We start from the raw sequence: 23,832 nt of genomic DNA on the forward strand, positions 1-23,832 counted from the left end.
CGTGTTATAAAAATTCAGACACGCCCTGGTGACGTTGTTCACTACTGGGCAGTACTCTACCCGGAACTGAAGCTAGTTCCAGTCTGCTTTCGGATCCTGACTCTCATCCGCCCAGGAGGGCACATGCGCCGTATCGCCGCGGTCGTTCTCATCGCGCTGGGGGTCTTCTGCCTCGCCTTCGCCCCCATGATGCGTACGTGGTTGGCGAGCTCCCTGATGAAGACTCCACTGGACTACTACAGCCAAACCGTCAACGTCGGGGAGGTCGACTACTTCAACATCGAGGAGGTGGAGTCCATCGAGGGCGCCACCGTCGAGGCGCACGCCACGATCCGCGCGGACGTGGCCTCCAGCACGGACGACACCGTGGTCTGGGACCAGTTCACCTGGATCACGGACACCGACCGGGACTTCGGCATCTCCTCCAGCAGCCGCCGCGCCGGACACGACCGGGTCACCGGCGAGGCCGTCGACTGCTGTGACGCGATGATCGACGAGGAGTCGGTCGTCCAGGCGGGCCAGCTCTGGAAGTTCCCCTTCATGACCGAGCAGCGGGACTACGACTTCTTCGAGACCACCGTCCAGGAGGTCGTCCCGATGGAGTTCGACGGCGTCGAGGACGTCGAGGGCGTCGAGACCTACCGCTTCGTCCAGACCGTCGAGCCCACCGTCGTCGGCGAGCGCACCATCCCGCGCTCGGTCGCCGGACTGGAGGGCGACGGCGACGTCACCGGTGACGAGGTCTTCTCCATCACCCGCACCTACTGGGTGGAACCGGTCTCGGGTACCCCCGTCAACGTGGTCGAGGACCAGCACCGCGCCGTCGTCGTGGACGGCCAGGAGGTCCTGGTCCTGCTCAGCGGCGAGCTCGCCTTCGACCAGGCGAGCATCGACGGCAAGATCGAGTCGACCGAACAGGCCCGCGCCGTCCTGCCCCTGCTGCGCACCACGCTGCCGATCGGACTCGGCATCCTCGGACTCGGCCTCATCGCCATCGCGGCGGTCCTCCTGGCCACCGGGAACCGCAGTGCAGACACCGGGCTCCGCAGTGCGAACGTCGGCTGACTCCCTGTCTCCGACCGGCCGGTCACCGGCGAGCCCGCCCCCCGGGCGCGCCGGTGACCGGCCGGGCACGTTGGTCGCCCTCGTCCGGGCGTGCCGCCCCCGGCAGTGGCTGAAGAACCTGCTGGTGTTCGCCGCCCCCGGCGCCGCCGGGGCGCTCGACCAGCCTCGGGCACTGCTGGTGTGCGCGATCCTGTTCGCGCTCTTCTGCGTCGCGGCCAGCGGCACCTACCTGCTCAACGATGTCCACGACGCGCCCGCCGACCGCGCCCACGAGCGCAAACGCCACCGCCCGGTGGCCTCCGGCGCCCTGCCCGTCCCCCTGGCCGTCACCGCGGGGATCGTGTTCGGCGCAGCCGCGCCCCTGGCCTCCCTGGTGCTGGGCGACCTGCGCGTCACCGCCCTCCTCGCCGGGTACGTCCTGCTCACCCTCGTCTACACCCGCTTCCTGCGCGACGTCGTCCTGTGCGACCTGATCGTCGTGGCCGGGTGCCACGTCCTGCGCGCCGTCGCCGGGGGCGTCGCCGTCGGCGTCCCCCTGACCTCCTGGTTCGTTCTCGTGCTCTCCCTGGGCGCGCTCCTGGTGGTGGTCGGCAAACGCGAGGCCGAACTGCGCGCCGCCGGATCCGGTACACCGGTCCGCCGCACCCTGGGCGCGTACACCAGGAGCTACCTCACCCAGACCCGCACCATGGCCTCGGGCGCGATGATCGTCACCTACTTCCTGTGGGCACTGGAGCCGGGCGGCAACACGCTCTGGCACACGCTGAGTATCGTTCCGTTCGTCATGTTCGTCCTGCGCTACAACCTGCTCGTCGACCGCGGGGTCGGCGAGGAACCCGAGGAGATCGCCCTGCGCGACCGTCCGATCCAGATCATGCTCGTCGCCCTCGTGGCCCTCGTCGCCGCCGGGATCCACCTTTGACCCCGCCGACGCTGCTCACCGGCTGGGGCCGTACCGCGCCGACCGCGGCCCGCGTCGTTCGGCCCCGGACCGCGCGGCAGGTCGCCGACGCCCTGGCCGGCCCGGGACCGCGCGGTGTCCTCGCCCGCGGGCTCGGCCGCTCCTACGGCGACGCCGCCCAGGCGGCGGGCGGCCTCGTCCTGGACTGCACGGAACTGACCGGTCCGCCCCGCCTCGACCCCGAACGCGGCGAGGTCACCGCGCCCGCGGGCACCAGCATGGGGCGGCTCATCGCCCACCTGCTGCGCAGGGGCCACTTCGTTCCCGTCACCCCCGGAACCCGGCACGTCACCCTGGGCGGGGCGATCGCCGCCGACGTCCACGGCAAGAACCACCACGCCGACTCCTCACTCGGCGCGCACGTCCGCGCCCTCACCCTGGTCACCCCCGACGGCCGAACCCGTCGGCTGACCCCCGACGGCGACGACACCGAGCTGTTCTGGGCGACCGTCGGCGGCATGGGCCTCACCGGTGTGATCACCGAGGCCACCATCGCCGTCCACCCCGTCGAGACCGCCTACGCCCGGGTGGACACCGACCGCACCGGCGGCCTCGACGCCACGCTGGACCTCATGGCGCGCACCGACGGCGACTACCACTACACCGTGTGCTGGCTCGACCTGCTGGCCCGCGGCGCCGCGACCGGTCGGGGCGTGCTCACCCGCGCCCACCACGCGCGGATCACCGACCTCCCGGGCCCCCTGCGCCGCACCCCCCTGCACCACCGCCCCACGGCGCCGGTCGGGGCGCCCCCCTGGGCGCCGCCGCGCCTGCTCAACCGGTGGACCGTGGGCGCGTTCAACGCCGCCTACCACGCGGCCGCGCCCGAGCGCCGCCGCGGCCGGGCCCAGCCCCTGTCCTCCTTCTTCCACCCGCTCGACGCGGTGCGCGGCTGGAACCGGGTGTACGGGCCGCACGGGCTGGTCCAGTACCAGTTCGTCGTGCCCTTCGGGGCCGAGGACACCCTCACCGACATCGTGACCGGCCTGTCGCGCGCGGGGGCGCCGTCCTTCCTCGCCGTCCTCAAACGCATGGGCCGCGCCACCCCCGGCCCGCTGTCCTTCCCGCGCCCCGGGTGGACCCTCGCACTCGACCTGCCCGCGGACCTGCCCGGGCTCGGACGGCTGCTCGACGGGTTCGACGAGCGCCTGCTGGAGGCGGGGGGCCGCCTGTACCTGGCCAAGGACAGCCGCGCCCGCGCCGAGACCGTGCACGCGATGTACCCCGACCTGCCCGCGTGGCGGCGCACCCGGGAGCGGGCCGACCCCGACAGGGTGCTCGTCTCCGACCTCGCGCGCCGCCTGCGCCTGGTCTGACGGCGGACCGGGACACACAGCCCAAGGAGAGGACGACCATGCGCGACTCGGTGGGAACCGTGCGGACGGTACTGCTGCTCGGCGGCCGGAGCGAGATCGGCCTGGCGATCGTCGAACGGCTGGTCAGGGACGGTGCCCGCGAGGTGGTGCTCGCCGCCCGGGGCGGTGTGGACACACCGCCGGGCGTGCTCACCGCGCTCGGCGCCACCGTGCGGTCGGTGGACTTCGACGCGACCCTGCCCGACACCCACACCAAGGTCGTCGACCAGGCCGCGGAACTGGTCGGCGACCTGGACGTGGTCGTGGACGCGTTCGGCGTCCTGGGGGACCAGGCGGAGTTCGAGGCCGACCCGGCCGCCGCCGCCCGCGCCGCGGCGGTCACCTACACGGGCCACGTCTCGGTCGACCTGGCCGTCGCCGCGCGTCTGCGCGCCCAGGGCCACGGCGCGCTGGTCGTGCTCTCGTCCGTGGCCGGGGTGCGGGTGCGCAGGTTCAACCTCGTCTACGGGTCGGCCAAGGCCGGGCTGGACGGCTTCGCGCAGGGCCTGGCCGACTCCCTGCACGGCACGGGCGCGCGCGTGCTGGTGGTGCGCCCCGGCTACGTGGCCACGAGGATGTCGGCGCACGTGGACCCCGCGCCCTTCCCGGCCACGCCGGGGCAGGTGGCCGATGCGGTGGCGGCCGGGCTGCGCTCCGGTGCCACGACCGTGTGGGCCCCGCGCGTACTGGGGCCGGTGTTCGCGGGGATGCGGATGCTGCCCCGGGCCGTGTGGCGGCGGCTGGCCCGCTGACTGTTCTCAGACCGTGGTCGGATGGCGGGCGGCGGCACCCTCACTAGCATGAGCCGGTATGTCCGACCGGAGACCGACCCGACCACGGCACACCGGCGCCGACGTCCGCCTACCCGTGTGGGCCGAGGACGCCGTGCTCGCCGGCGGTGTCACGTCCGCGGGGGCCGCCTTCGCGTTCCCCGACCCCCTGGCCACGGTACTGGGCGTGGCCCTCGGGTCCGCGCTCGCCGCCCGCAGGAGCTTCCCGGTCCTGGCCCTGACCTGGGCGACCGGCGCCGCGGGAGCGCACGCCCTCCTGCTGGCCGGACCCACGGCCGCCGTGGTCGCCGTACCCGTCCTGGTCCACGGCCTCGCCCGGTGGTCCCGGCGGACGCTGGCCCTGGCCGGTCTGGGCGTCGCACTGGCGGGGGCCGTGGCCGGTCCTGCCCGGTGGTTGCTGACCGGGGAGGAGACCGTGGCCGCCGGGGACGTGCTGACGACCGTGGCCGCCCACGCGGGCGTGGTCCTGGTCGCGTACGCCCTCGGACGCCGTGGCCGGGACCGGGCGGACCGGGCCGCCGCCGAGGCGGTGGCCCGGGAGCGCGGCCGGATCGCACGGGAGGTGCACGACATCGTGGCGCACTCGCTGTCCGTGATCGCCGTCCAGGCCGAGGGGGGCCGGGCCGTGGCCGCCCGCGCCCCGGAGCGGACCGGCGAGGTGCTGTCGGTGGTCTCGGGGACCGCCCGCGAGGCGCTGGAGGACATGAGGGAGATGGTCGCGCTGCTGCGGCGGGGCGACACTCCCGGGAACCCGGAGGGAAACCGGCCCCCTCCGGCCCCCTCCGGGCCTCGCCGACCTCGGGGAACTCGTCGGCGGGCTCGGGGGCCGGGCCCGGTTGCGGGTCGACGGGCCGCCCGCGGCGGTCGGGCCGGTGCTCGGCCTGACGGTCTACCGGCTCGTCCAGGAGTCCGCGACCAACTTCCTGCGGCACGCCGGTTCCGGTGCCGTCCTGAACGTGCTGGTGGTGGTCACGGCGGAGGCGGTCGAGGTCCATGTGGGCGACGACGGCCTCGGATCCGCCGCACGCGACGACGGTCGCGGACACGGCCTGCGGGCCATGCGGGAGAGGGTCCGCCTGCACGGGGGGACGATGGTGTGCGGTCCGCGGCCCGGGGGCGGGTTCGAGGTCCACGCGGTGCTGCCGTTGCGGGCGGCCGCGAAGGAGGGGGTGCGACCGTGAGCGTCTCCGTCTTCCTCGTCGACGACCAACGCCTGGTCCGCGACGGTTTCCGGATGATGATCGACGCCCAGGACGACATGGCCGTGGTGGGGGAGGCGGGAGACGGGGCCGCCGCGGTGGAGGCCCTGCGGACGGTCCGCGCGGACGTCGTCCTGATGGACATCCGTATGCCGGTGACGGACGGCGTCGAGGCGACCAGGAGGCTGACCCGGGCGGGGAACCCGGCACGGGTGCTGATCCTGACCACCTTCGACCTCGACGAGTACGTCTTCACGGCGCTCGGGGCCGGTGCGGCGGGGTTCCTGCTCAAGGACGCCCGCCACGAGGAGCTGGTGTCCGCGGTCCGGAGCGTGGCCGACGGCGGCTCCGTCCTGGCGCCGGGGCCGACCCGGCGCCTGCTGGACCGGGTCGCCGACACCCTGCCCGGCGGTTCCGGGAGCAACGCGCACGCCCGACCGCTGTCGACGCTGACGCCGCGTGAGACGGAGGTACTCCGGGAGATCGCCCTCGGCGCGACGAACCGGGAGATCTGCGGCCGCCTGCACATGGCCGAGGGCACCGTCAAGACACACGTGGGACGCCTGCTGGCGAAGCTGGGCCGCCGGGACAGGGTGGGCCTCGTGCTCCTCGCCTTCGAGGCCGGGCTGGTCTCCCCGCACACGGGCCGGGACGGGCCGCAGGGCCGGGGGGCCGCCGTCTGACGGACCGGCAGGACCCGGGACCGCGGTCGCAGGGGGCGGACACGGGTTTCGGACTCCGGGTGGATCCCCTCCGCCGCGGCGATCCGTAGCTTCGGTGGTCCCGTCAGCGTCGCGTCCACCGAGGAGGCTCCCCGTGCCCCTGCCCGAAGTCGTGCTCGTCTGCTCCATCGTCGTCTCGCTGCTCGCGGCCTGGACGCCGTCCCGCGTCCCTGGGCCGCCCGCACGCGTCGCGGCCGTCCTCCTCCTGGCGGCCGGGGCCGGACTGGTGGTGGCGGGTGAACCGCGCTGGCAGTGGCTGCCGATCATCGCGGGGGCGGTCCTCGCCCTGGTGGCCCTCGCATCGCGCCGACGCGGGTCACGGCGGGCCGCCCGGGGCCTCGTCGCGGTCAGTACGGCCGTGGCCCTGGCGGTGACCGCCGTCGGTGCCCTGGCGGCGTGGTCCCTCCCGGTGGTCGACCTCCCTGACCCGACGGGGGAGTACGCGGTCGGCACGACCACCGTGCAGTGGGACGACCCCGGCCGGGAGGAGACGTGGACGGACGACCCGGACGACCACCGGGTCGTCGTCGCCCAGCTGTGGTACCCGGCCGAGGACACCGCCGCTCCGAACGCCCGTGCGCCCTACCTCGGGCGGAGCGCGGGCGAGGCGCGCGTGGTCGCCGACGGCCTGGCGGACGCGTTCGGCGTCCCCGGCTTCCTGCTGGACGACGCCGCCCGCGCCGGGACGCACGCGACCGCGGGCGCCGGGGTGGCACCCGGGCGGTCCCGGTATCCGGTGGTGGTCTTCTCCCCCGGCCTCGGCGGCGTCCGCTCCCAGAACACGGCGTGGGCGCAGGAGCTGGCGAGCCACGGATACGTCGTGGTCGCGGTGGACCACCCCTACGACTCGGCGGTGGTCGTCCTCGAGGACGGGACGGCCGTCCGGGGCCGGGCGGCGGCGACGGGCGACCCGGACGAGGACGAACGGCGCGCCGCGGAGTGGACGTCGATCCGGGCGCAGGACATGCGCTTCGTCCTCGCCCGCCTGCGGGAGGTCGACGACTCCGGGTCGGGGCCGTTCGCGGGCCGGCTCGACCTGCGCCGCGTCGCCGCCGCCGGTCACTCCCTCGGCGGTGCGGCGGCCGTCGCGGCCGCGGTCCGGGACCACGGCTTCACGGCCGTGGTCGACCTCGACGGGTACGTGGGACGGGTGGAGGTGACGGCCTACCCCCAGCCGCTGCTCGCGCTCGTCGCGGGAGCTGGGACGGGGGATCCCGGGGGAGACCGGCGCTACGCGGAGAGCCTGGACGGGGTGCTGGAGGCGAGCGCCGGTCCGAGCTACCGGCTGACGGTCGGCGGGGCCGCGCACCTGAGCTTCACCGACGCACCCCTCTACCTTCCGCCGGTGCCCTCCCTGGTCGGAACGGCCGACCGGACCGAGGTACACCGGATCACCGTCCGTGCCACGCTCGCCTTCCTCGACGTGACGCTGCGCGGCGCGGAGGCGGATCTCGACACGGCGCTGTCGGGGCTCGGGGAGCTGACCGGGCCCGCCGTATGATCGGTCCGCGTCGCCGTCCCGGGCGGGGCGCGCCGGGTGACCCGCCCGGTGGCGCGGGCACCCGGCGACGCTCACGCCCGGCGCGCGTCCACGTCCGCCGCGGTCAGGCGGTAGAAGGCCAGCGGAACCAGGCACGAGAGCATGATGAGGGCGGGCACCAGCGTGCTCCCGACCAGCATGCCCCGCAGCGCCTCGTCGCTCTGGCGCACGACCTCGCCCGCGCCGGACTCCACGTACCCGCTCACGGCCAGGGACAGGGACAACAGACCCGTGCCGACGGCCTGCGCCATCGCCTCGCCGGACGTCCACAGCCCCGACAGGACGCCGCCCTGGCGCCGCCCCGAACCGTCCGGAGCCGCCAGGCAGTCCGCCAGCATGGACGCGGGCAGCAGGGTGGTCCCGGACAGCCCGAGGCCGACCAGCACCGACGACAGCACCGCCCCCGGCACGCCCCAGACCGGGATCAGCAGCAGGCCGAGGCCGCCCAGAGCGAACACCCCGGCCGCGTACCCGGCCGCCGCCCGCTTGTCGACGCGTACCGACAGCCGTTTCCACAGCGGGGCCGAGGCCATCAACGGCACGAGGACGCACACCATGAGGATGCTCGTGTAGGCCGGTTCGCCCATGACGTTGGCGGTCACGTAGGGAACACCCGCCACCATCGTCCCGCTCGCGACCGTCATGAGCAGGAAGGCGGAGAACAGCACGCGGAAGTGTCGATGGCCGAACGCCATCCGCAGTTGGGGCAGCAACCCCTCCGTGCGGTGGCGCAGCCTGGGACGCGGGGCGCGCCGCGTCCCCGCGACGGCGCTGACCATCGCGGTCAGGAGCAGCGCCCCCATGACCAGCCCCATGACCCGGTAGCCCACGGCCCCGTCCTCGAACGACGACTGGATGACCGGCGCGGCGGCCCCGCCGAGCAGCAGGGCCAGGCCCACGAAGGCGGTCCGCCACGTGTTGAACGTGGACCGCTCGTGGTAGTCGTCGGTGATCTCGCCGGGCATCGCCGTGTACGGGACCTGGAACATCGACGCCGCCAGGGCGGCCGCGACGAAGAGCAGCGCCACGTAGACCGCCGCCGCGTCCCCCTGGAGCGGCGGACCCGCGAACACGGCCGCGAACAGGACCGGCAGGGTCAGCGCACCCGCGAGCATCCACGGGCGGCGCGGACCCCACGACGAGCGCGTCCGATCCGACCAGATGCCGATGTACGGGCTGACCAGGAGGTCGACCAACTTGGGCAGGAAGACCACGACCCCCGCCAGCGCGGGGCTCACCGCGAGGGAGTCGGTCAGGTAGATGAGCAGCAGCAGGCCCGGCACGGTGTTGAACACGCTGGTGGCCACGGCGCCACTGCCGTACCAGAAGTGGACCGGGCGCGGCAGGCCGCGCCCGGCCGTACCACCGCCGTCCCCCGGGGCGGGCGGGTCGTCGACGGAGGACGCGGTCACGCCGAACCGTCCGCGCCGGCTCCCTCGACGTGCCCCACCGGGTCGACGTCGTGCGCGACCGGGCAGCTCGCGGGGAACGTTCCGATCCGGTTGACGTCATAGCCCTTGGGGTAGCTGCGCACGTTCGGGTTGTTGTCCGCCCACAGCGGCTCCTCACGCGGCTTCATCCGGCGCACCACCTTGGCGCGCAGCTTCAGGGCGACGTCCGCGCCGCGGCGCCAGGCACGGCTCGGCGGGTCGTAGCGGAAGGCCCGGATCAGGGAGTCGTCGAGGATCGCCATGGAGAACCTGCGCGCCAGACCGGCCACGCGCGGGGGGTAGAAGGTCACCATGAGGTCGAGGGTGGCGTCGGAGACCGCGCGTCCGCCCTCGGTGTAGGCGAAGTGCTCGTCCTCGTAGGCGTCCAGGAGGGTGCGGAACTCCGCGTAGGTCTCGGGGATGTCCTTGATCCCCATGTGTCTGCCGAGCTTGCGGTAGTAGTGCGTGATCGCCGAGACCTCGTGGTCGGACAGCCGCCGCCACCCGTAGCCGTAGTCGTTGAGCCAGCGCACGGGCATGACGACGAACGTGCTGAGGACATAGCGGTAGTCGTCGTTGGTGATGGAGTAGGAGCGGTGCATCTGGTTCATGCGGCGCAGCGCGTCGCGGCCCTGACCGGGCTCGAACCCGTGCCGCATGATGTTGCCCAGGATCAGCGCGGTGTCGTCGTAACGCTTCTGGGTCTGACCGGTGAACTCGTCGGTCCTCCCGAGCAGTTCGCCGATGCTGGGGACCGCGTAGGTGCGGTACAGGGCGATGCCCAGCGCCCGTCCCATGTCCCAGGGGAACTCCAGCGAGGTGAGGATCTGCATGATCCGTACACAGTCGGCCTCGGGGTCCAGGCGGTGGATCTCGTCGCGCAGCTCGAAGCGCGTCATGACACTCCTTCGTCGGGGGTCGTTCGGGGTGGGGAACCGTGGGGGAGGGGGGTGGTGCCGCGGTGGGGGCGCGGCGGAGACTCCGGGCACACCGAGGGCACGGCCGGACGGGGGTGCTGGCCGTGCTCGGGGGCCGCGTCGGTGGGGCGCGCGGGAACGGCGGGAACATGGCCGTGACCGGGGGCGATCAGTGTTCGGTCGGCTCCGCGGGCCGGTTCGCGACGGCCCCGGACGGGGCGGAGGAGGCCTCGGCCCGGGCGGGCGGGGCGCCGGGGGCGAGCTCCTGGCCCGGAGCGGGTACGAGCGCCCCGGTACCGGGCATCTCCACGGTGGCCAGGTCGTGCGGGACCGGGCAGCCCTTGGGGAAGGTGCCGATGCGGGACGGGTCGTAGCCGTTCGGGTAGTTGCGGATGTTCGGGCTCTGCCGGGCCAGGCGCGGTTCCTCGCGCGGCCGCATCCGGCGCACCACCCCGGCCCGCAGGCGGAGGGAGGTGCGGGCGAGCACCCGCCAGGCGCGGGACGGCTCGGGGTAGTCGAAGGCCCGGACCAGGCGGTCGTCCAGGAGGGCCCGGGTGAACGGGCGGATCAGCGGCCGCTGCCAGGCGGGGTAGAAGTCCGCCATCAGCGCGAGGGTGGCGTCGGAGACCGCGCGTCCGCCCTCGGTGTAGGCGAAGTGCTCGCGCTCGTAGGAGTCGAAGAGCTCGTGGAACTCCGCGTAGGTCTGGGGGATGTCCTTGATCCCCATGTGTCTGCCGAGCTTGCGGTAGTAGTTGGTGCTGGCCGCGATCTCGTGGTCGGACAGCCGCCGCCACCCGTACCCGAGGTCGTTGAGCCAGCGCACGGGCATGACGACGAACGTGCTGAGGACGTAGCGGTAGTCGTCGTTGGAGATGTCGTAGGAGCGGTGCATCTGGTTCATGCGGCGCAGCGCGTCGCGCCCGCGCCCCGGACCGAACCCGTGTTCCATGATGTCGTTGAGGATCAGCGCGGTGTCGTCGTACCGGTGCTGGGTCCGGGAGGTGAACTCCTTCGTCCGGGCCAGCAGTTCGCCGATGCTCGGGACGGCGTAGGTGCGGTAGAGGGCCAGGCCCAGGGCCTGTTCGATGTCCCAGGGGAACTCGTGGCTGCCCAGGATGCCGACGATCCGCTCGCAGTCGGCCTCGGCGTCCAGCGCGTGGATTCGGTCGCGCCACTCGAACCGCTTCATGGTGTTCTCCAGTCACCTCGGTGCGGGCCCGACCGCGCCGGGGCAGGGGGCCGTGGACGTGCGGCGCGCGTGTGCGTACGGCGCCCCACGGCCCGAACTTTACCTGCAGGCACCAGATGTAAACGCGCCCAGGACCAGCCGGTCCGGCGCGGCGGGCGGGGGCCGCGGCCGCGCCGGACCGGAACCGGTCAGGCGGCCATCCGCTCGGCGACCCGGTTGACCAGCGTGAGCAGGACGTTCTTGGAGGAGTCGCGGTCGCGCGCGTCGCTGAGCACCACGGGGATGGACGGGTCGAGGCTGAGCGCGTCCCGCACCTCGTTCTCCTCGTACCGGTGCGCCCCCTCGAAGCAGTTCACCGCCACCACGAACGGCACGCCGCGCCGCTCGAAGAAGTCCACGGCGGCGAAGCACGTCTCCAGGCGGCGCGTGTCGGCGATGACGATCGCTCCGAGCGCGCCCTCGGACAGCTCCTCCCACATGAACCAGAAGCGTTCCTGGCCCGGGGTGCCGAACAGGTACAGGACGAGGGTGGGGCTGATGGTGATACGGCCGAAGTCCAGCGCCACGGTCGTGGTCGACTTGGCCTCCACCCCGGACAGGTCGTCGATCCCGTAGCTGGCCTCCGTCATCACCTCCTCGGTGCGCAGCGGGGCGATCTCGCTCACCGAGCCGACCATCGTGGTCTTCCCGGCCCCGAAGCCGCCCGCCACGAGGATCTTCAGCGCGGACGGGACGGGTGCCTGGTCGTCGTTGTCAGAGTCTCTGGATGCCATCGAGTACCGCCTGGAGTACGTCCCGGCTCACCGGGCTCTTCGCTGTGTAGGGGGCGCGGGCCAGGGCCAGGCCGCGGTTGAGCAGGTCGCTGAGCAGGACCTTGACGACGGCGACCGGGATGTCCAGGTGCGCGGACACCTCGGCCACCGACTGGGGGCGGCGGCACAGCTCCAGGATGCGGAGCTGCTCCGGTTCGAGGGCCATCTCGTCCACCTCGGCCCGCTTGGCGGCGATCACGACGCTGATCATGTCCAGCCGCACGGTGTCCGCGTGGTCGCGGCCCTGCGCGATCACGTACGGGCGGACGAGGGGGCCGGCCTCCTGCTGACCGGCGGGCTCCGGCTCGTCGGAACCGAAACCGCCGACCGCGTCGCGGTGCGGGAGGCCGTGCGGTATCTCGCCCGGATCGTGCTCGTTGTGCGCTTGCATAACCGCCCCCTATCGTGTGGCTTCCCCGGTCGTGCCCTCGTTTCTGGGGGCGGCGTCCAGGTAGCGGCCCACCTGCTCGACCAGTACGTTCATCTCGTAGGCGATGAGGCCGACGTCGGCGCTCTCCTCCGCCAGGACCGCCAGGCAGGCGCCGCGTCCGGCACCCGTGACGAACAGGTAGGCGCTCTCCATCTCCACGACGGTCTGGAGGACCTCGCCGCCGCCGAAGTGACGGCCGGTGCCGCGCGCCAGGCTCTGGAAGGCGGACGCCACCGCGGACAGGTGCTCGGCGTCCTCCTTGACCAGGTCGCGGGAGCGGCCGATGAGCAGTCCGTCGGCCGACAGCACGATCGCGTGCCGCGACCCGACCGCGCGGTCGAGCAGCTCGTCCAGGAGCCAGTCGATGTCCTTCTTGCCCGCGCCGTTGCCGAGTTCGGCGCTGTCAGGGGTGCTCGTCACGTTAGGCGTCCTTGTCGGTGTCGTGGGTCTGCTGCTTGCCTTCGCGCCGTCCGCGGTCCGTTCCCTTCTGGAACGCGGACATGTTCCGGCGCAGGCGTGCGAGCCGCTCCGCGCCGTCGATGGAACCGCCCTGGGCCCTGTCGGTGTCGGTGCCGAGTCCCGTCGCGGGCCCGGTCGGCTCTCCGGAGGGGTCGGCCGCGAGCTGCGGGGCCAGGTTCTCCTGCGGGCGCCGCTTGGGGAGCGGCGGGCGGCCGCCCCCGGCCTCGACCAGGTTCGCGGACGTGGTCGGGTCCCCGGTGTCGAACATGTCGGCTCCGGAGGGGCGCTCGGACACCTGGGTGGCGCCGGGCTCGCGGACCGGCAGGGAGGGTCGGGTGTCCGCGGAGGTCGTGGGAGCACCGCCGACCGGACCGCCGCCACGGGTACGGGACGGCAGGGGGCCGTCGCCGTCCACGTGGGAGCTCAGGAGGTCCTCACCCGGTGCGGCAGGGGCCGGGAGCTCCGAAGGCGTCCCGTCCGCCTCCTCCGTGAGCGTGGCACCCGTGTCCGCGCCGTCCGGGACCGTTTCGGCTCCGGAGGCGTCCTCGGCGTCGTCGGTGGTGTCCGGGGCCGGGTCCGGAGCGGCGGCCAGGGCGGGGCCGGAGCGGGGAGCCGGGGCCGGGTCCTCGCCCGTCTCGGTGGCCGGGTCGTCGGACGGGGGCGACGCCACCGGGGTGAGCACCGGCTTGGTGCCGTTGGCGGACGGGGCCTCCGGACGGTCGGTGATCGCACGGACCTCCCAGATGTCCTCGTCCTCGGCGGGCGAGGACTGCGGGCGGGCGCCGGCGATGAGCTCGTGCGGAAGCAGGACGATCGCCTGCACGCCGCCGTAGGGCGACGAACGCAGGTGCACCCGGATGCCGTGCCGGTGCGCCAGGTGCGAGACCACGAACAGGCCGAGGCGCATCTTCTCGTTCAGCCGCATGACGTCGAACTCCGGCGGGTTCGACAGCAGCGCGTTGGCCGCGGAGAGTTCGCCGTCGGTCATGCCCAGACCGCGGTCCTCGATCTCGACGGTCACACCGTTGGGCACGTCCTCACTGCTCAGCCGCACGTGCGTGTGGGGCGGGGAGAACATCGCGGCGTTGTCGACCAGCTCGGCGACCAGGTGGATGACGTCGGCGACGGCCGGGCCGTTGAGGTGTACCCGGGCGATGCGCTCGCGCTTGACACGGGTGTAGTCGCCGGACTCGGAGATCGCGCCGCGCAGCACGTCGATCAGCGGCATCGGCCGGTGCCAGGTCCGGCCGGGCGCCTCCCCGCCGAGGATGAGCAGGTTCTCGGCGTTGCGGCGGGAGCGGGTGGCCAGGTGGTCGAGCTTGAACAGCTGCTCCAGCTGTTCCGGGTCCTCCTGCTCGCGCTCCATCTTGTCCAGCAGGCGCAGCTGGCGGTGGACCAGCGTCTGGCTGCGGTGGGCGATGTTGAGGAAGACCCGGTTGACGCCGTGGCGCAGCTCGGTCTGCTGGACGGCCTCGTCGACGGCCGCGCGCTGGGCCGAGTTGAACGCCCGCGCGACGTCACCGATCTCGTCGTCGGAGGCGGACAGGCCCGGCATGGTCGAGCTGGTGTCCACGCGTTCGCCCTCGTGCAGACGGCGCATGAGGTCGGGCAGCCGCTTCTCGACCAGGTCGATGGAGTCGTCGCGCAGCCTGAGCAGGCGCCGGGTGAGGTTCTGGGAGGACCTGCGGGCCAGGATGGAGGCGGAGCTGATCACGGCGGCGGAGCCGAGGCTGACGGTCACCGCCCAGAACACCCGCGACCAGGCGTCGTCACTGGTGACGTTGGCCGAGTTCAGGGCCTCTTCGGCACCGAGGTCGGTCAGCTCGGAGAGCGTGTGGTCGTAGGCCGCGCGCCACTCCTCCTCGTCCACCGGCATGGTCAGGTCCTGGACGGTCTCCTCCTGCAGGGTGACCGGGTCGGTGACCGTCTCCGTGGGGATCTCCCGGTGGATGATCTCCTCCTGCATCTCCAACAGCGCCGCGTACTCGGGACCGGCCATGAGGGCCTCGTAGCGTCCGAGCTGTCCGGGGCCCTCCAGGTAGTGCGCGTTGGACTCCATGAGGTTCTGGTAGGCACCGACGAGCCGGGTGAACTCGTGCTGGTCCTCGTGGCCGAGCTCGCCGGAGGCGAAGGCGCGCTGGAGCTGGGCGTCGGTGCGCGCGAACGCGTCGACGGTGCGGAACATGTAGACGGCGGTGAAACCGGAGCTGGTGGACTCTCCGGTGTTGCCGTCGCGCCCTTGGGCGTCGAAGACGTCGGCGCCCGCCAGCATCAGGGTGTCGTAGTAGTCGAGGACGGCGGTGCGGGACGCGGACCCGGAGTCGACCGCCGCGCGGATCCGGTTGATCTCGCCGTACTGGCCGTAGAGCTCCTCGATCCGGTCGCCGGAACGGCCCGGGGCCATGTCGACGAAGCCGATGAGGTCCTCGATCACCACGCCGAGGGTGGCGTCGGACTCCTCGCGGGCCTCCCTCATGTGCCGTTCGAGCTCGGCGTCGTCGGGGCGCTCGATGTAGGCGACGGTGGCGGACCGTTCCTCCATCACCTGCACCAGACCCACGGCGGCGGGGGTCACCATCTCGTGGGTCGCCCTGGCACGCAGGAGCTGGAAGACAGCGTCGTATGCCAGGACGAACGTGATGATCAGCCAGAGCGCGACCAGCGCGGCGGTGGGGATCATGACCATGGAGCGGATCCGGGCGGCGATCGTCCGCCCGCGTCGCTTCTGTACTGCTTGCACGGTTCTCCTGTCGATCCGCGTCGACGTCGTCTCGATGCGGTGCCGGGGGTCGGCCCGCCTCCCGGTGCCGTGGGGTCGGCGCCGCGGGGCGTCTCACGAGGGCCCTGCCGCTCCGCTGGTCATGTCCGGCGGCGGCGTGCGGCACGGGGCTTACCGCAGAGTAACGACTTTTGCGCCGATTCGGCGTTTGGGGATGCTATCTCGGTCCGTTCCGGCTGGCGGATCCGGGTGGCCCAGGATGGGGTCGGGCTGGGGGGCAAGCGCACTCGTCAGCTGCTCACACTCGTGTTATCCCTTGTCTGCGTGCGGGTGGTGGGACAAAGGTCACGTAGGGTGCGGGGGGTGTTTCCCCGCGCCAGGCGATCGTCATCGGCGGTATTGGACCGTACCAGGACAAAGAGGTGTTCGGGTCACACGCCTTGCCGGAGCGTACTAGCGTTGCGCCCCGGAGTGAAGAGCCAAGGAAGCGCTCCGCGGAGCGGGCGGCCCGGGCCGGGTGATCGGGAGTACGAGAATGGTGCAGCCTTCCGGCGGGGGACAGCCCGTGGTCGACGTGGCCGTCGTGGCCGTTCCCCTGCTGGTCACAGCCGGGATAGCGCTCGCGCTGGGCGGCCAGCACCGCCGTTACGGCGTGATCCGCGGTTGGAGCGGCCGGCTCACCATGGCGGCCGTGATCACGGGGGCGGGCCTGGCGGCGTACGCGGTCTGGCCGCTGCCCGCCTTCGTCGACGGCCTCTGCTCCCCGTTCACCGGGGCGGTCCCGACGACACCGACGGACCCGGACCACCCCGCCCACGCGCCGCGATCGCTGCTTCTGGGGTGCGCCGTCCTCATACCGGTCGGCCTCCTCGGGCGCCACCGCTTCCGCCTGGGCCTCTGGAGCACGCTGGGGCTCGGCACCGCCCTGACCGCGGCGGTGCACGCCGTGCGCGCCACCGGACTGCTGGGCGTCTACCCGTGTGCCTACGCCCCGACCTCACCGCTGGTCGCCGGGCTGGGCGTGGTCGGGGTACTCGCCGGTTGGTCGGTCGCGCGGTGGCTCGTTCCGCTGCGGCCCGGCGGCCCGGCCCGCGGCTGGCCCTCCGCCGTGGCCGACCGGGCCGCGCCCGCCCTCTCCCGGCGGGTCCTCGGCACCCTGCTCGACCTGGGCCTGTGGTGGTACGGGGCGGCCACGCTCATCGCGCTGGCCCGCCTGGTCGGCCTGCCGGACCCCTGGTCCGGCGAGCGCGCCGCGGTGGCCGTCCCGCTCGGGCTGGCCCTCGTCCTCGGGCTGCTCCTGCCCCTGGCGCGCCGCGACCGCTGCACCCCGGGGCGCGCCGCCCTCCGGCTGGCGCTGGCCGAGCGCTGCCGACCGCGCCCCGCCGCCCGGTGGCGGGTACTGGCGCGCACCCTGCTGCTCCAGGCGCCGGTCGTCGTACTGCTCACCCTCGGCCACTGGTGGATCGCCCTGGCGGTGGTCGCCGTGCACGGCAGCACCGTCGTCGTGCGACGCGACCGGACCGGCCTGGCCGACCTGGTGTGCGGGGTCCGCGTGCGCACCCGGTCCGCGCTCGACGGCGGGCTGCCCGACCGCCTGGTCCGCTACCGCCCGCCCGTGGAGGCGCCTCCGGTCGGGGCGGGCCTCACCCCCACGCCAGGTAGCCCAGCAGGAGACCGCTGAGCACCAGCACCGTTCCCATCGTCCCGAATAGCCCGCGCACCCAGCGGCTCAGCCACGGCGCGGAGATGATCCGGGCCAGCTCGGGGGCGTCCGGGTCGTAGGAGATGGTGACGATCTCCCCGGCGCGCGAGGCCGTCCAGCCGGTGTTCTCGTGCTCGGCGTGCACCTCCTGGCCGTCCTCGGTGCGGAACTGCACGATCATCCGCGAGGAGGACGAGGTCTCGTTGTAGCCGATCACCCGCCCCTTGGCCCGGACACCGTGACGGGCCAGGCGCAGGTCGAGGCGGGCGTCCCGGGTCACGATCCACAGTGTGATCAGCCCCGCGGTGAGGGGGAGCAGGGGATACAGGTCGGCCATCGCGGAGCCCTCTCGTACTTACGTGGACGTCACCGCACGGGCGGGGGCGACGACGGGCCCACGAGCCCCTCCGCCATGTGCGCCAGGGTGGTGTGGATGTCCTCGACCGGGCGGTCCGGCTGGAGTGTGCGCCAGTCGAGGGCCACGGACACCACCATGCCGAACAGCGCCGATCCCGCAAGGGAGGTGTCCAGGTCCGGCCGTGCCAGCCCCTCCCGGACGAGATCGTCGAGGAGTTCGGTGATCACGCCGATCGCCTTGGTGCGGATCTGCCGGACCGTGGTGTACCACGCCCGGTTGGTCCGCCACGCCTCGGCCATCAGCAGGCGGGCCAGCGCCTCGTGCGTCCCGATGAAGACCACGCCGGCGCGCAGCACCTCGGTGAGTGCCCGCCGGGGGCCGACGTTCTGGTCCGCGGGGGGCACCGCCTCCCGCAACGTGTCGGCCAGCCGTGTCACGCCCCATTCCATGAGGGCCGTGTACAGCTCGCTCTTTCCGCCGAAGTTGTAGTAGACGGTGCCCTTGGCGACCCCGGCCCGCTCGGCGATCTCGTCGACCGTCGTCGCCCCGTACCCCTGTTCGGAGATCAGGGCGATCGCCGCGTCGAACAGGCGCTGCCGGGTGGCCTCGCGCCGACCGCTCCGGGGACGCCGGCCTTGGGGAGTGCTCACGCTCATCCGGTCCATTCTGCCCCGGTCGGGGCCGTTCCCGCCATCAGAGCTTCAGGGCGGGGTAGAGGGAGGACATGGTCCAGACGCGCTTGCGCGCCACCGCCAGCCACGTGAGCAGCAGCGGTACGACCAACCACAGGGACATCACGCCGAAGGCCGACCAGACGATCGACATGTCGCCGCCGCCCACCAGTTGGCGCATCGCCGTCACCGCCCAGTGCAGCGGGAGGAAGGGCGCGATCGCCTGGAAGAACCCGTGACTGGTCTCGATCGGGTAGGTGCCGCCCGCCGAGGTCAGCTGGAGCACCAGCAGTACCAGGGCGAGTACGCGTCCCGCCGCGTTGAACTGCACGTTCAGGAACTGCACGGTCGCGGTGAACGCGGCCGAGGTCAGGGCCAGGAACGCGAGCAGCAGGGGCCAGTTCTGCGCGTCCAGTTTCAGGAAGGCGTGCAGTGCGCCCAGCATGACGAGCACCTGTCCGAGGCCGAGCAGGAGCGGCACGATCCGACCCGCGAAGGCCACCCGCCACGACGCGGCCGACGACGCCAGCGCGCGGGAGGACAGCGCGGGCAGCACCATGAACACCATCATGGCGCCCACCCACAGGGACAGCGGCACGAAGAACGGGGCGAAGCCGGTCCCGTAGTTGGGCGCCTCGTTGTCGATGGCGGTGTCGAGCCGGACGGGTCGGCTCATCATGTCGGACGCGCTCGCGCGCCCCTCGTCGGAGTACGTGGGGATCTCCTCGACGCCCTCGGCCAGGCCGTCGGCGAGTTCACCCGAACCGGAGGCGAGTTCGCCCAGCCCCTCGTGGAGGTCTCCGGCGCCGCCGCTGAGGTCGCCCAGGCCGTCGTTCAGGTCGCTCGCGCCACCCGACGCCACGGCCAGGCCGTCACGGAGGTCCTCCGCGCCCTCGGCCAGCGCCTCCAGCCCCTCGGCCAGGTCGTTCACGTCGTCACGCGCGCCTTCGGCCTTGTCCACCATCTCGGGGAGGTCCTGTGAGAGCTCCTCGGCCCTGGCGGCCAGGTCGGCGGCCTCCTGGACGGTCGAGTCGATGTCCTCGCGGTTGTCGTTGACGAACCGGGCCGTGGACAGGGCGGTGTCCATCGCCCCCTGGACGTCGGTGAGGAGGGTGTACAGGTCCGGCTGCTCGGTCTCCAGCTCCGGGTGCTCCTCGACGAAGGCGTCCAGGCGCTGGTCGACGGCTGACAGGTGCTGGGTGTCGATCTCCTCGGGCAGCAGTTCCAGCGCCGTGGCCACACCGTCGGCGACCTCGGCGGCCTGCGAGGCGCGCTCCTGGATGGCCGGGATGTCCTCCTCCAGGCGCGGGAGGTACTCGTCGGCGAACTCGTTGAGGTCCTCGACCTTGGCCGAAACCTCCTCTGAGGCGGTGTTGGCCCCCGACGCCAGGGTCTGGGAACCGGTGTACAGCTCGCCCAGCCCGCTGCTCAGGTCACCGGCACCGGTGTGCGCGGTGTCGATACCGTCGGACAGTTCGCCCGACCCCTCCTCGGCGGTGTCGGCTCCGCCCGCGAGCTCGCCCGCGCCCTCGGCGGCGTCCTCGGTCTTGCCGTGGATCTCGTTGAAGCCCAGGAAGATCTCGTCGAGGTAGTCGCTGATGGCCGAGCCGGTGATCGCGTCGCGCACCTCCTTGAACGCGCTGTTGCCGAGCTGGCGGGCGGTGAAGCCGTTGGAGTCGTTGTAGTCGGCCCGCAGCATCGCCGGGACGGGTTCCTCGCGGTCGCGGGACGGCGAGGTCAGGTTCTCGCTGAAGTCGGCGGGGATGGTGAGGGAGACGTAGTAGGTGCCGTCGCCGAGCCCGCGCGCCGCCTCCTCGGCGTCGACCAGCTGCCAGTCCAGTTCGCCGCCGTCGACGAGGGTCTCGGTGAGCTCGGTGCCCGCGTCGACCTCCTCGTCCCCGACCTGGACCGGGACGTCCTCGTTGACCAGCGCGACCGGCAGGTTGCTCATCCGGCCGAACGGATCCCAGAAGGACCACAGGTACATGCCGGAGTACAGCAGGGGGATGAGCAGGAGCGCGGCCAGGGCCGCGGTGGGCAGCGGAGAGCGCAGGAAGGAGCGCATGGTCAGCAGCCCCAGCCGGGGGACCGCCAGGAGGCGCACGCGCGGGGTGCGCGGGAGTCTACGCCTGGCCACGGTGGTCCTCCTCGTCCTGGTGGTGCCTGTCGCCGAGGAGCTCGCCGATGTGCACGGCGTCGCGGTCGGCCTCCTCGGCCGCGTCGGTTCCGACGGCGGGTTCCCCCTGGTGGATGGGGATCGGGCCCTGGGTGTCGGGGCCGGCGACGGAGCCGAGCTCCTCGTGGTCGGCGCAGGTGGCGATCACCGTCAGTCCTTCCTCTGCCAGGTCCTTGAGCGTGCGCCACATGTCGGCCTGGTGTTCCGGGCTGAGGCCGCCGTCGACGTTGTCGACCGCGAGCAGCCGCGGTTCGGCCAGGAGCGCGAGGGCCAGGCCCAGTCGTCGTCGCTGGAGCATGGTCAGTTCCTTGACCAGGGTGGTGCGGTCGAGATCCGCCAGCCCGACCGCCTCCATGGCCTGGTCGGTGAGCGTGCGCACCCCGGGCCTCAGCCGCAGCAGCATCCCCTCGGAGAGGTGCTCCCTGACCCGGAGCCGGTCGTCCAGCGCGTTGACCTCGTCCATCAGGCCGAGCGCGCTGATCCTGCGGACCTTGCGCGCCTGCTTGGGCAGCGTGTAGCCGTCCACGTGCAGCTCTCCGGAGGAGGGGCGCATCCGCCCGGTCAGGGTGAGCAGAAGGGAGCTGCGGCCGCCGCCGGAGTCCGCCTGGAAGACGGTGAGGGTTCCGGGGCGTGCGGTGAAGTCGACGTCCGTGTAGACGGGCCCCTCGCGGGTGGTGAGTGTGACGCCCTCGGCGTGGACGCGAGCTCCGGTGGCTCGGCGCATCCTTGCGGCCTCCCATTTTTGAACTGACCAGTCAGTGCAAATTCTGTGCTTCCACGGTACTGCCGCTTCCGGCTGGGTCGAGCGTCCGGCACTGTGGGGTGGCGCACAACGCGGCGCACGCGTGCCGCCCGGAATCCGGGCGGAGAATTGGGTTCGGCCTTGCCCGGTTGCGGCCGGGGGAGGGAAGGGCGTCCGGGCGCGGTGCGCGGACACCCCCGAGGCCCGGGGAGAGACCCCGGCTGCCGTTCGGCGGCCCGGGAGCGGTTGGATGGGGCCGGACCGCTGGCGGTCCACTCCGGTGGGCGGACGTGAGGAACGGGGGACGAGGGTGTCGGAGATCGCGGAACGGGTGCGCCGGCTGCTGGACGATCCGGACCTGTGGCCGAGTGAGCCCCGCGAGGCCACCGCGCTGCAGCGGCGCATGGCCGACCGGGTGCGGGTGGAACCCCTGGACCCGGATGCGGTGGAACTGGTCGCGGGCCTGGACGTCAGCTACGCCAGGGACGACTCGGCGCTGTCCGCGGCCGCGGTGGTTCTGGACGCGCGCACGCTGGAGGTCGTCGACTCGGCCGTCATCTCCGCCGAACCGGCGTTCCCGTACGTCTCGGGACTGTTCGGCTTCCGGGAGTTGCCGCCGGTCCTGGAGGCGCTGGGCGGGCTGACCGTCACCCCCGACGTGTACCTGTGCGACGGCTTCGGGCTGGCCCACCCCCGGCGGTTCGGTGTCGCCTGCCACCTGGGCGTGCTGCTCGACCTGCCCGTGGTCGGCTCGGCCAAGTCCGTCCTGTACGGCAAGCACAGCGTTCCGGGGCGGGAACGGGGCGCCTGGACACCGATGGTCGCCGGGCGTTCGGAGGTCGTCGAGGACTCCTCGGCGCTCGCGGCCGAGGGCGCCGAGGTGATCGGGCGCGTGCTGCGCACCCGCGACGGCGTCAAACCCGTCTACGTCTCCGTGGGCCACCGCGTGGACCTGGAGGGTGCGGCCGACCTGGTGCTGAGACTGTCACCGAGGTACCGCGTGCCCGAGCCGGTCCGCCACGCCGACCGGCTGTGCGGCGAGCACCGCAAGGCGACGCTCGCCGCACGCCGGGCCTCCGACTGAGCCCGTGAGGCCGTGAGCGCGGAGAAGGCACGGTCACCAACTGGTCGGCACCGGCCGCCCCTCGTTGTAGCCCGCGGCGCTCTGCACGCCCACGACCGCGCGCTCGTGGAACTCGGCGAGCGAGGTGGCGCCCGCGTACGTCATGGAGCTGCGCACACCGGCGATGATCTGGTCGATGAGGTCCTCCACGCTCGGCCGCTCCGGGTCGAGGTACATGCGGCCGGTGGAGATGCCCTCCTCGAAGAGCGCCTTGCGGGCACGGTCGAACGGGGAGTCGTCGGCGGTGCGGAGCTTGACCGCCCGGGCCGACGCCATGCCGAAGCTCTCCTTGTACTGCCTGCCCTCGGCGTCGCGCATGACGTCGCCGGGGGACTCGTAGGTACCGGCGAACCACGAACCCACCATGACGTTGGACGCGCCGGCGGCCAGGGCGAGCGCGACGTCGCGCGGGTGGCGCACACCGCCGTCCGCCCACACGTGCCTGCCCAGCTCCCGGGCGGCCTCCGCGCACTCCAGCACGGCGGAGAACTGCGGACGGCCGACCGCGGTCATCATGCGGGTCGTGCACATCGCCCCGGGGCCCACACCGACCTTGACGATGTCGGCGCCCGCCTCGATGAGGTCCCGGGTGCCCCGGGCGGTGACGATGTTGCCGGCCACGATCGGGACGGACGGCGACAGCGCGCGCACCTTGGCGATCGCGGAGACCATCTTCTCCTGGTGGCCGTGCGCGGTGTCGATCACCAGCGTGTCCACACCGGCCGAGAGCAGTTCGGCGGCCTTGCCCGCCACGTCGCCGTTGATGCCCACGGCCGCCGCCACGCGCAGGCGGTTCCGGTCGTCGACGGCGGGTGTGTACAGGGTGGAGCGCAGGGCTCCGGTCCGGGTCAGCACACCCACCAGGGCGCCGTCGCCGTCGACCACCGGGGCCAGGCGGTGCCTGTGGTCGTGCAGGATCCCGAACGCGTCCTGGGGCTCGGTGTCCGCCGGGATGGTCACCAGCTCGGTGGACATCACGTCGCGCAGCTGCGCGAAGCGGTCGACACCGGAGCAGTCGGCCTCGGTGACCACGCCGAGCGGGCGCCGCTCGTCGTCGATCACGATGACCGCGTTGTGCGCCCGCTTGGGCAGCAGGTTGAGCGCCTCGCCGACGGTGCTGGCCGGGTTGAGCGTGATGGCGGTGTCGTGGACCAGGTGCCGTTCCTTGGTCCACCTGACCACGTCGGACACCACCTCGATCGGGATGTCCTGCGGGATGACCGCGATACCGCCGCGCCGCGCGACGGTCTCGGCCATCCGGCGTCCGGCGACCGCGGTCATGTTCGCCACGACCAGCGGGATGGTGGTGCCGGTGCCGTCCGGCGACGACAGGTCCACGCTCAGCCGTGAGCCCACGGCGCTGCGGGACGGGACCATGAACACGTCGCTGTAGGTCAGGTCCTGCTGCGGGACCTGGTCGTTGAGAAAACGCAATGCCTCTACCTCGGTCGAGACCGAAGGGGGTGGACCA

Annotated in this window: 21 protein-coding genes and 1 pseudogene; 10 read left to right on the forward strand and 12 right to left on the reverse strand. The window is 72.9% G+C overall.

Annotated features, from left to right (window positions below; genetic code table 11):
- Positions 1-123: 123 nt before the first annotated feature.
- The 8 genes and pseudogenes from pgfA (at position 124) to ACTVAJ_RS09830 (ending at position 7,594) form a co-directional block, all read left to right on the forward strand.
- Positions 124-1,065 (forward strand): cell envelope lipid trafficking protein PgfA, encoded by a 942-nt coding sequence (gene pgfA / locus ACTVAJ_RS09795; protein ID WP_470387760.1) that lies wholly within the window; start codon positions 124-126, stop codon positions 1,063-1,065.
- Positions 1,049-1,987, forward strand: coding sequence for a decaprenyl-phosphate phosphoribosyltransferase (locus ACTVAJ_RS09800; RefSeq protein ID WP_470387761.1), 939 nt, complete (start codon positions 1,049-1,051; stop codon positions 1,985-1,987). Before pgfA ends, ACTVAJ_RS09800 begins: the two co-directional genes overlap by 17 nt.
- Complete coding sequence (locus tag ACTVAJ_RS09805) at positions 1,984-3,342, forward strand: FAD-binding oxidoreductase (protein ID WP_470387762.1); 1,359 nt, start codon at positions 1,984-1,986, stop codon at positions 3,340-3,342. The genes ACTVAJ_RS09800 and ACTVAJ_RS09805 overlap by 4 nt, the downstream gene beginning before the upstream one ends.
- Positions 3,343-3,380: 38 nt before the next feature.
- Positions 3,381-4,133: an SDR family NAD(P)-dependent oxidoreductase gene (locus tag ACTVAJ_RS09810; protein WP_470387763.1), complete on the forward strand. Its 753-nt coding sequence runs from the start codon at positions 3,381-3,383 to the stop codon at positions 4,131-4,133.
- Between the two features lie 58 nt (positions 4,134-4,191).
- Positions 4,192-4,848, forward strand: a pseudogene (locus tag ACTVAJ_RS09815) (histidine kinase dimerization/phosphoacceptor domain-containing protein); the annotation flags it as partial.
- A 196-nt stretch (positions 4,849-5,044) separates the two neighbouring features.
- Positions 5,045-5,353 carry a sensor histidine kinase gene (locus ACTVAJ_RS09820; protein WP_470387883.1) on the forward strand — a complete coding sequence of 103 codons (309 nt, stop codon included), beginning with the start codon at positions 5,045-5,047 and terminating at the stop codon, positions 5,351-5,353.
- Positions 5,350-6,054 (forward strand): response regulator transcription factor, encoded by a 705-nt coding sequence (locus tag ACTVAJ_RS09825; RefSeq protein WP_470387884.1) that lies wholly within the window; start codon positions 5,350-5,352, stop codon positions 6,052-6,054. The genes ACTVAJ_RS09820 and ACTVAJ_RS09825 overlap by 4 nt, the downstream gene beginning before the upstream one ends.
- A gap of 133 nt (positions 6,055-6,187) precedes the next feature.
- A complete protein-coding gene (locus ACTVAJ_RS09830; RefSeq protein WP_470387764.1) occupies positions 6,188-7,594 on the forward strand; it encodes an alpha/beta hydrolase family protein in 1,407 nt (468 codons plus the stop codon).
- A gap of 71 nt (positions 7,595-7,665) precedes the next feature.
- Here the strand turns inward: ACTVAJ_RS09830 and ACTVAJ_RS09835 are convergent, their stop codons facing one another.
- The 7 genes from ACTVAJ_RS09835 to ACTVAJ_RS09865 all read right to left on the reverse strand — a co-directional run bounded on the left by ACTVAJ_RS09835 (position 7,666) and on the right by ACTVAJ_RS09865 (position 15,610).
- Positions 7,666-9,045 (reverse strand): MFS transporter, encoded by a 1,380-nt coding sequence (locus tag ACTVAJ_RS09835; RefSeq protein WP_470387765.1) that lies wholly within the window; start codon positions 9,043-9,045, stop codon positions 7,666-7,668.
- Positions 9,042-9,962, reverse strand: a complete 921-nt coding sequence (locus ACTVAJ_RS09840; protein WP_470387766.1) for an oxygenase MpaB family protein — start codon at positions 9,960-9,962, stop codon at positions 9,042-9,044. Before ACTVAJ_RS09840 ends, ACTVAJ_RS09835 begins: the two co-directional genes overlap by 4 nt.
- Positions 9,963-10,149: 187 nt before the next feature.
- Positions 10,150-11,169 (reverse strand): oxygenase MpaB family protein, encoded by a 1,020-nt coding sequence (locus ACTVAJ_RS09845; protein ID WP_470387767.1) that lies wholly within the window; start codon positions 11,167-11,169, stop codon positions 10,150-10,152.
- Positions 11,170-11,357: 188 nt separating this feature from the next.
- Positions 11,358-11,942, reverse strand: coding sequence for a GTP-binding protein (locus tag ACTVAJ_RS09850; protein ID WP_470387768.1), 585 nt, complete (start codon positions 11,940-11,942; stop codon positions 11,358-11,360).
- Entirely contained in the window at positions 11,923-12,372 is a 450-nt protein-coding gene (locus ACTVAJ_RS09855) for a DUF742 domain-containing protein (protein ID WP_470387769.1), read from the reverse strand. The genes ACTVAJ_RS09850 and ACTVAJ_RS09855 overlap by 20 nt, the downstream gene beginning before the upstream one ends.
- Before the next feature lie 9 nt (positions 12,373-12,381).
- Entirely contained in the window at positions 12,382-12,831 is a 450-nt protein-coding gene (locus tag ACTVAJ_RS09860; RefSeq protein WP_470387770.1) for a roadblock/LC7 domain-containing protein, read from the reverse strand.
- Position 12,832: 1 nt separating this feature from the next.
- Complete coding sequence (locus tag ACTVAJ_RS09865) at positions 12,833-15,610, reverse strand: sensor histidine kinase (RefSeq protein ID WP_470387771.1); 2,778 nt, start codon at positions 15,608-15,610, stop codon at positions 12,833-12,835.
- Positions 15,611-16,124: 514 nt separating this feature from the next.
- On the opposite strand from ACTVAJ_RS09865, the gene ACTVAJ_RS09870 reads away from it, so the two are divergent.
- Complete coding sequence (locus ACTVAJ_RS09870) at positions 16,125-17,270, forward strand: antibiotic resistance protein VanZ (protein ID WP_470387772.1); 1,146 nt, start codon at positions 16,125-16,127, stop codon at positions 17,268-17,270.
- Here ACTVAJ_RS09870 and ACTVAJ_RS09875 read toward each other — a convergent pair.
- The 4 genes from ACTVAJ_RS09875 to ACTVAJ_RS09890 are packed head-to-tail and all read right to left on the reverse strand — an operon-like array spanning position 17,233 to position 21,220.
- Positions 17,233-17,628 (reverse strand): DUF3592 domain-containing protein, encoded by a 396-nt coding sequence (locus tag ACTVAJ_RS09875; RefSeq protein ID WP_470387773.1) that lies wholly within the window; start codon positions 17,626-17,628, stop codon positions 17,233-17,235. The two genes, ACTVAJ_RS09870 and ACTVAJ_RS09875, sit on opposite strands and share 38 nt — an antisense overlap.
- A gap of 29 nt (positions 17,629-17,657) precedes the next feature.
- Entirely contained in the window at positions 17,658-18,305 is a 648-nt protein-coding gene (locus ACTVAJ_RS09880) for a TetR/AcrR family transcriptional regulator (RefSeq protein WP_470387774.1), read from the reverse strand.
- A gap of 37 nt (positions 18,306-18,342) precedes the next feature.
- Positions 18,343-20,385 carry a YhgE/Pip family protein gene (locus tag ACTVAJ_RS09885; protein WP_470387885.1) on the reverse strand — a complete coding sequence of 681 codons (2,043 nt, stop codon included), beginning with the start codon at positions 20,383-20,385 and terminating at the stop codon, positions 18,343-18,345.
- 58 nt (positions 20,386-20,443) lie between these two features.
- On the reverse strand, positions 20,444-21,220 hold the full coding sequence (locus ACTVAJ_RS09890; protein ID WP_470387775.1) for an ATP-binding cassette domain-containing protein: 777 nt from the start codon (positions 21,218-21,220) through the stop codon (positions 20,444-20,446).
- A 328-nt stretch (positions 21,221-21,548) separates the two neighbouring features.
- Here ACTVAJ_RS09890 and ACTVAJ_RS09895 point away from each other — a divergent pair, with 328 nt between their 5' ends.
- Positions 21,549-22,322: an endonuclease V gene (locus tag ACTVAJ_RS09895; RefSeq protein ID WP_470387776.1), complete on the forward strand. Its 774-nt coding sequence runs from the start codon at positions 21,549-21,551 to the stop codon at positions 22,320-22,322.
- Positions 22,323-22,355: 33 nt separating this feature from the next.
- Here the strand turns inward: ACTVAJ_RS09895 and ACTVAJ_RS09900 are convergent, their stop codons facing one another.
- On the reverse strand, positions 22,356-23,795 hold the full coding sequence (locus ACTVAJ_RS09900; protein ID WP_470387777.1) for a GuaB1 family IMP dehydrogenase-related protein: 1,440 nt from the start codon (positions 23,793-23,795) through the stop codon (positions 22,356-22,358).
- Positions 23,796-23,832: the final 37 nt, after the last annotated feature.

It is taken from the genome of Nocardiopsis sp. KDC1DS13DA1, assembly GCF_055632325.1.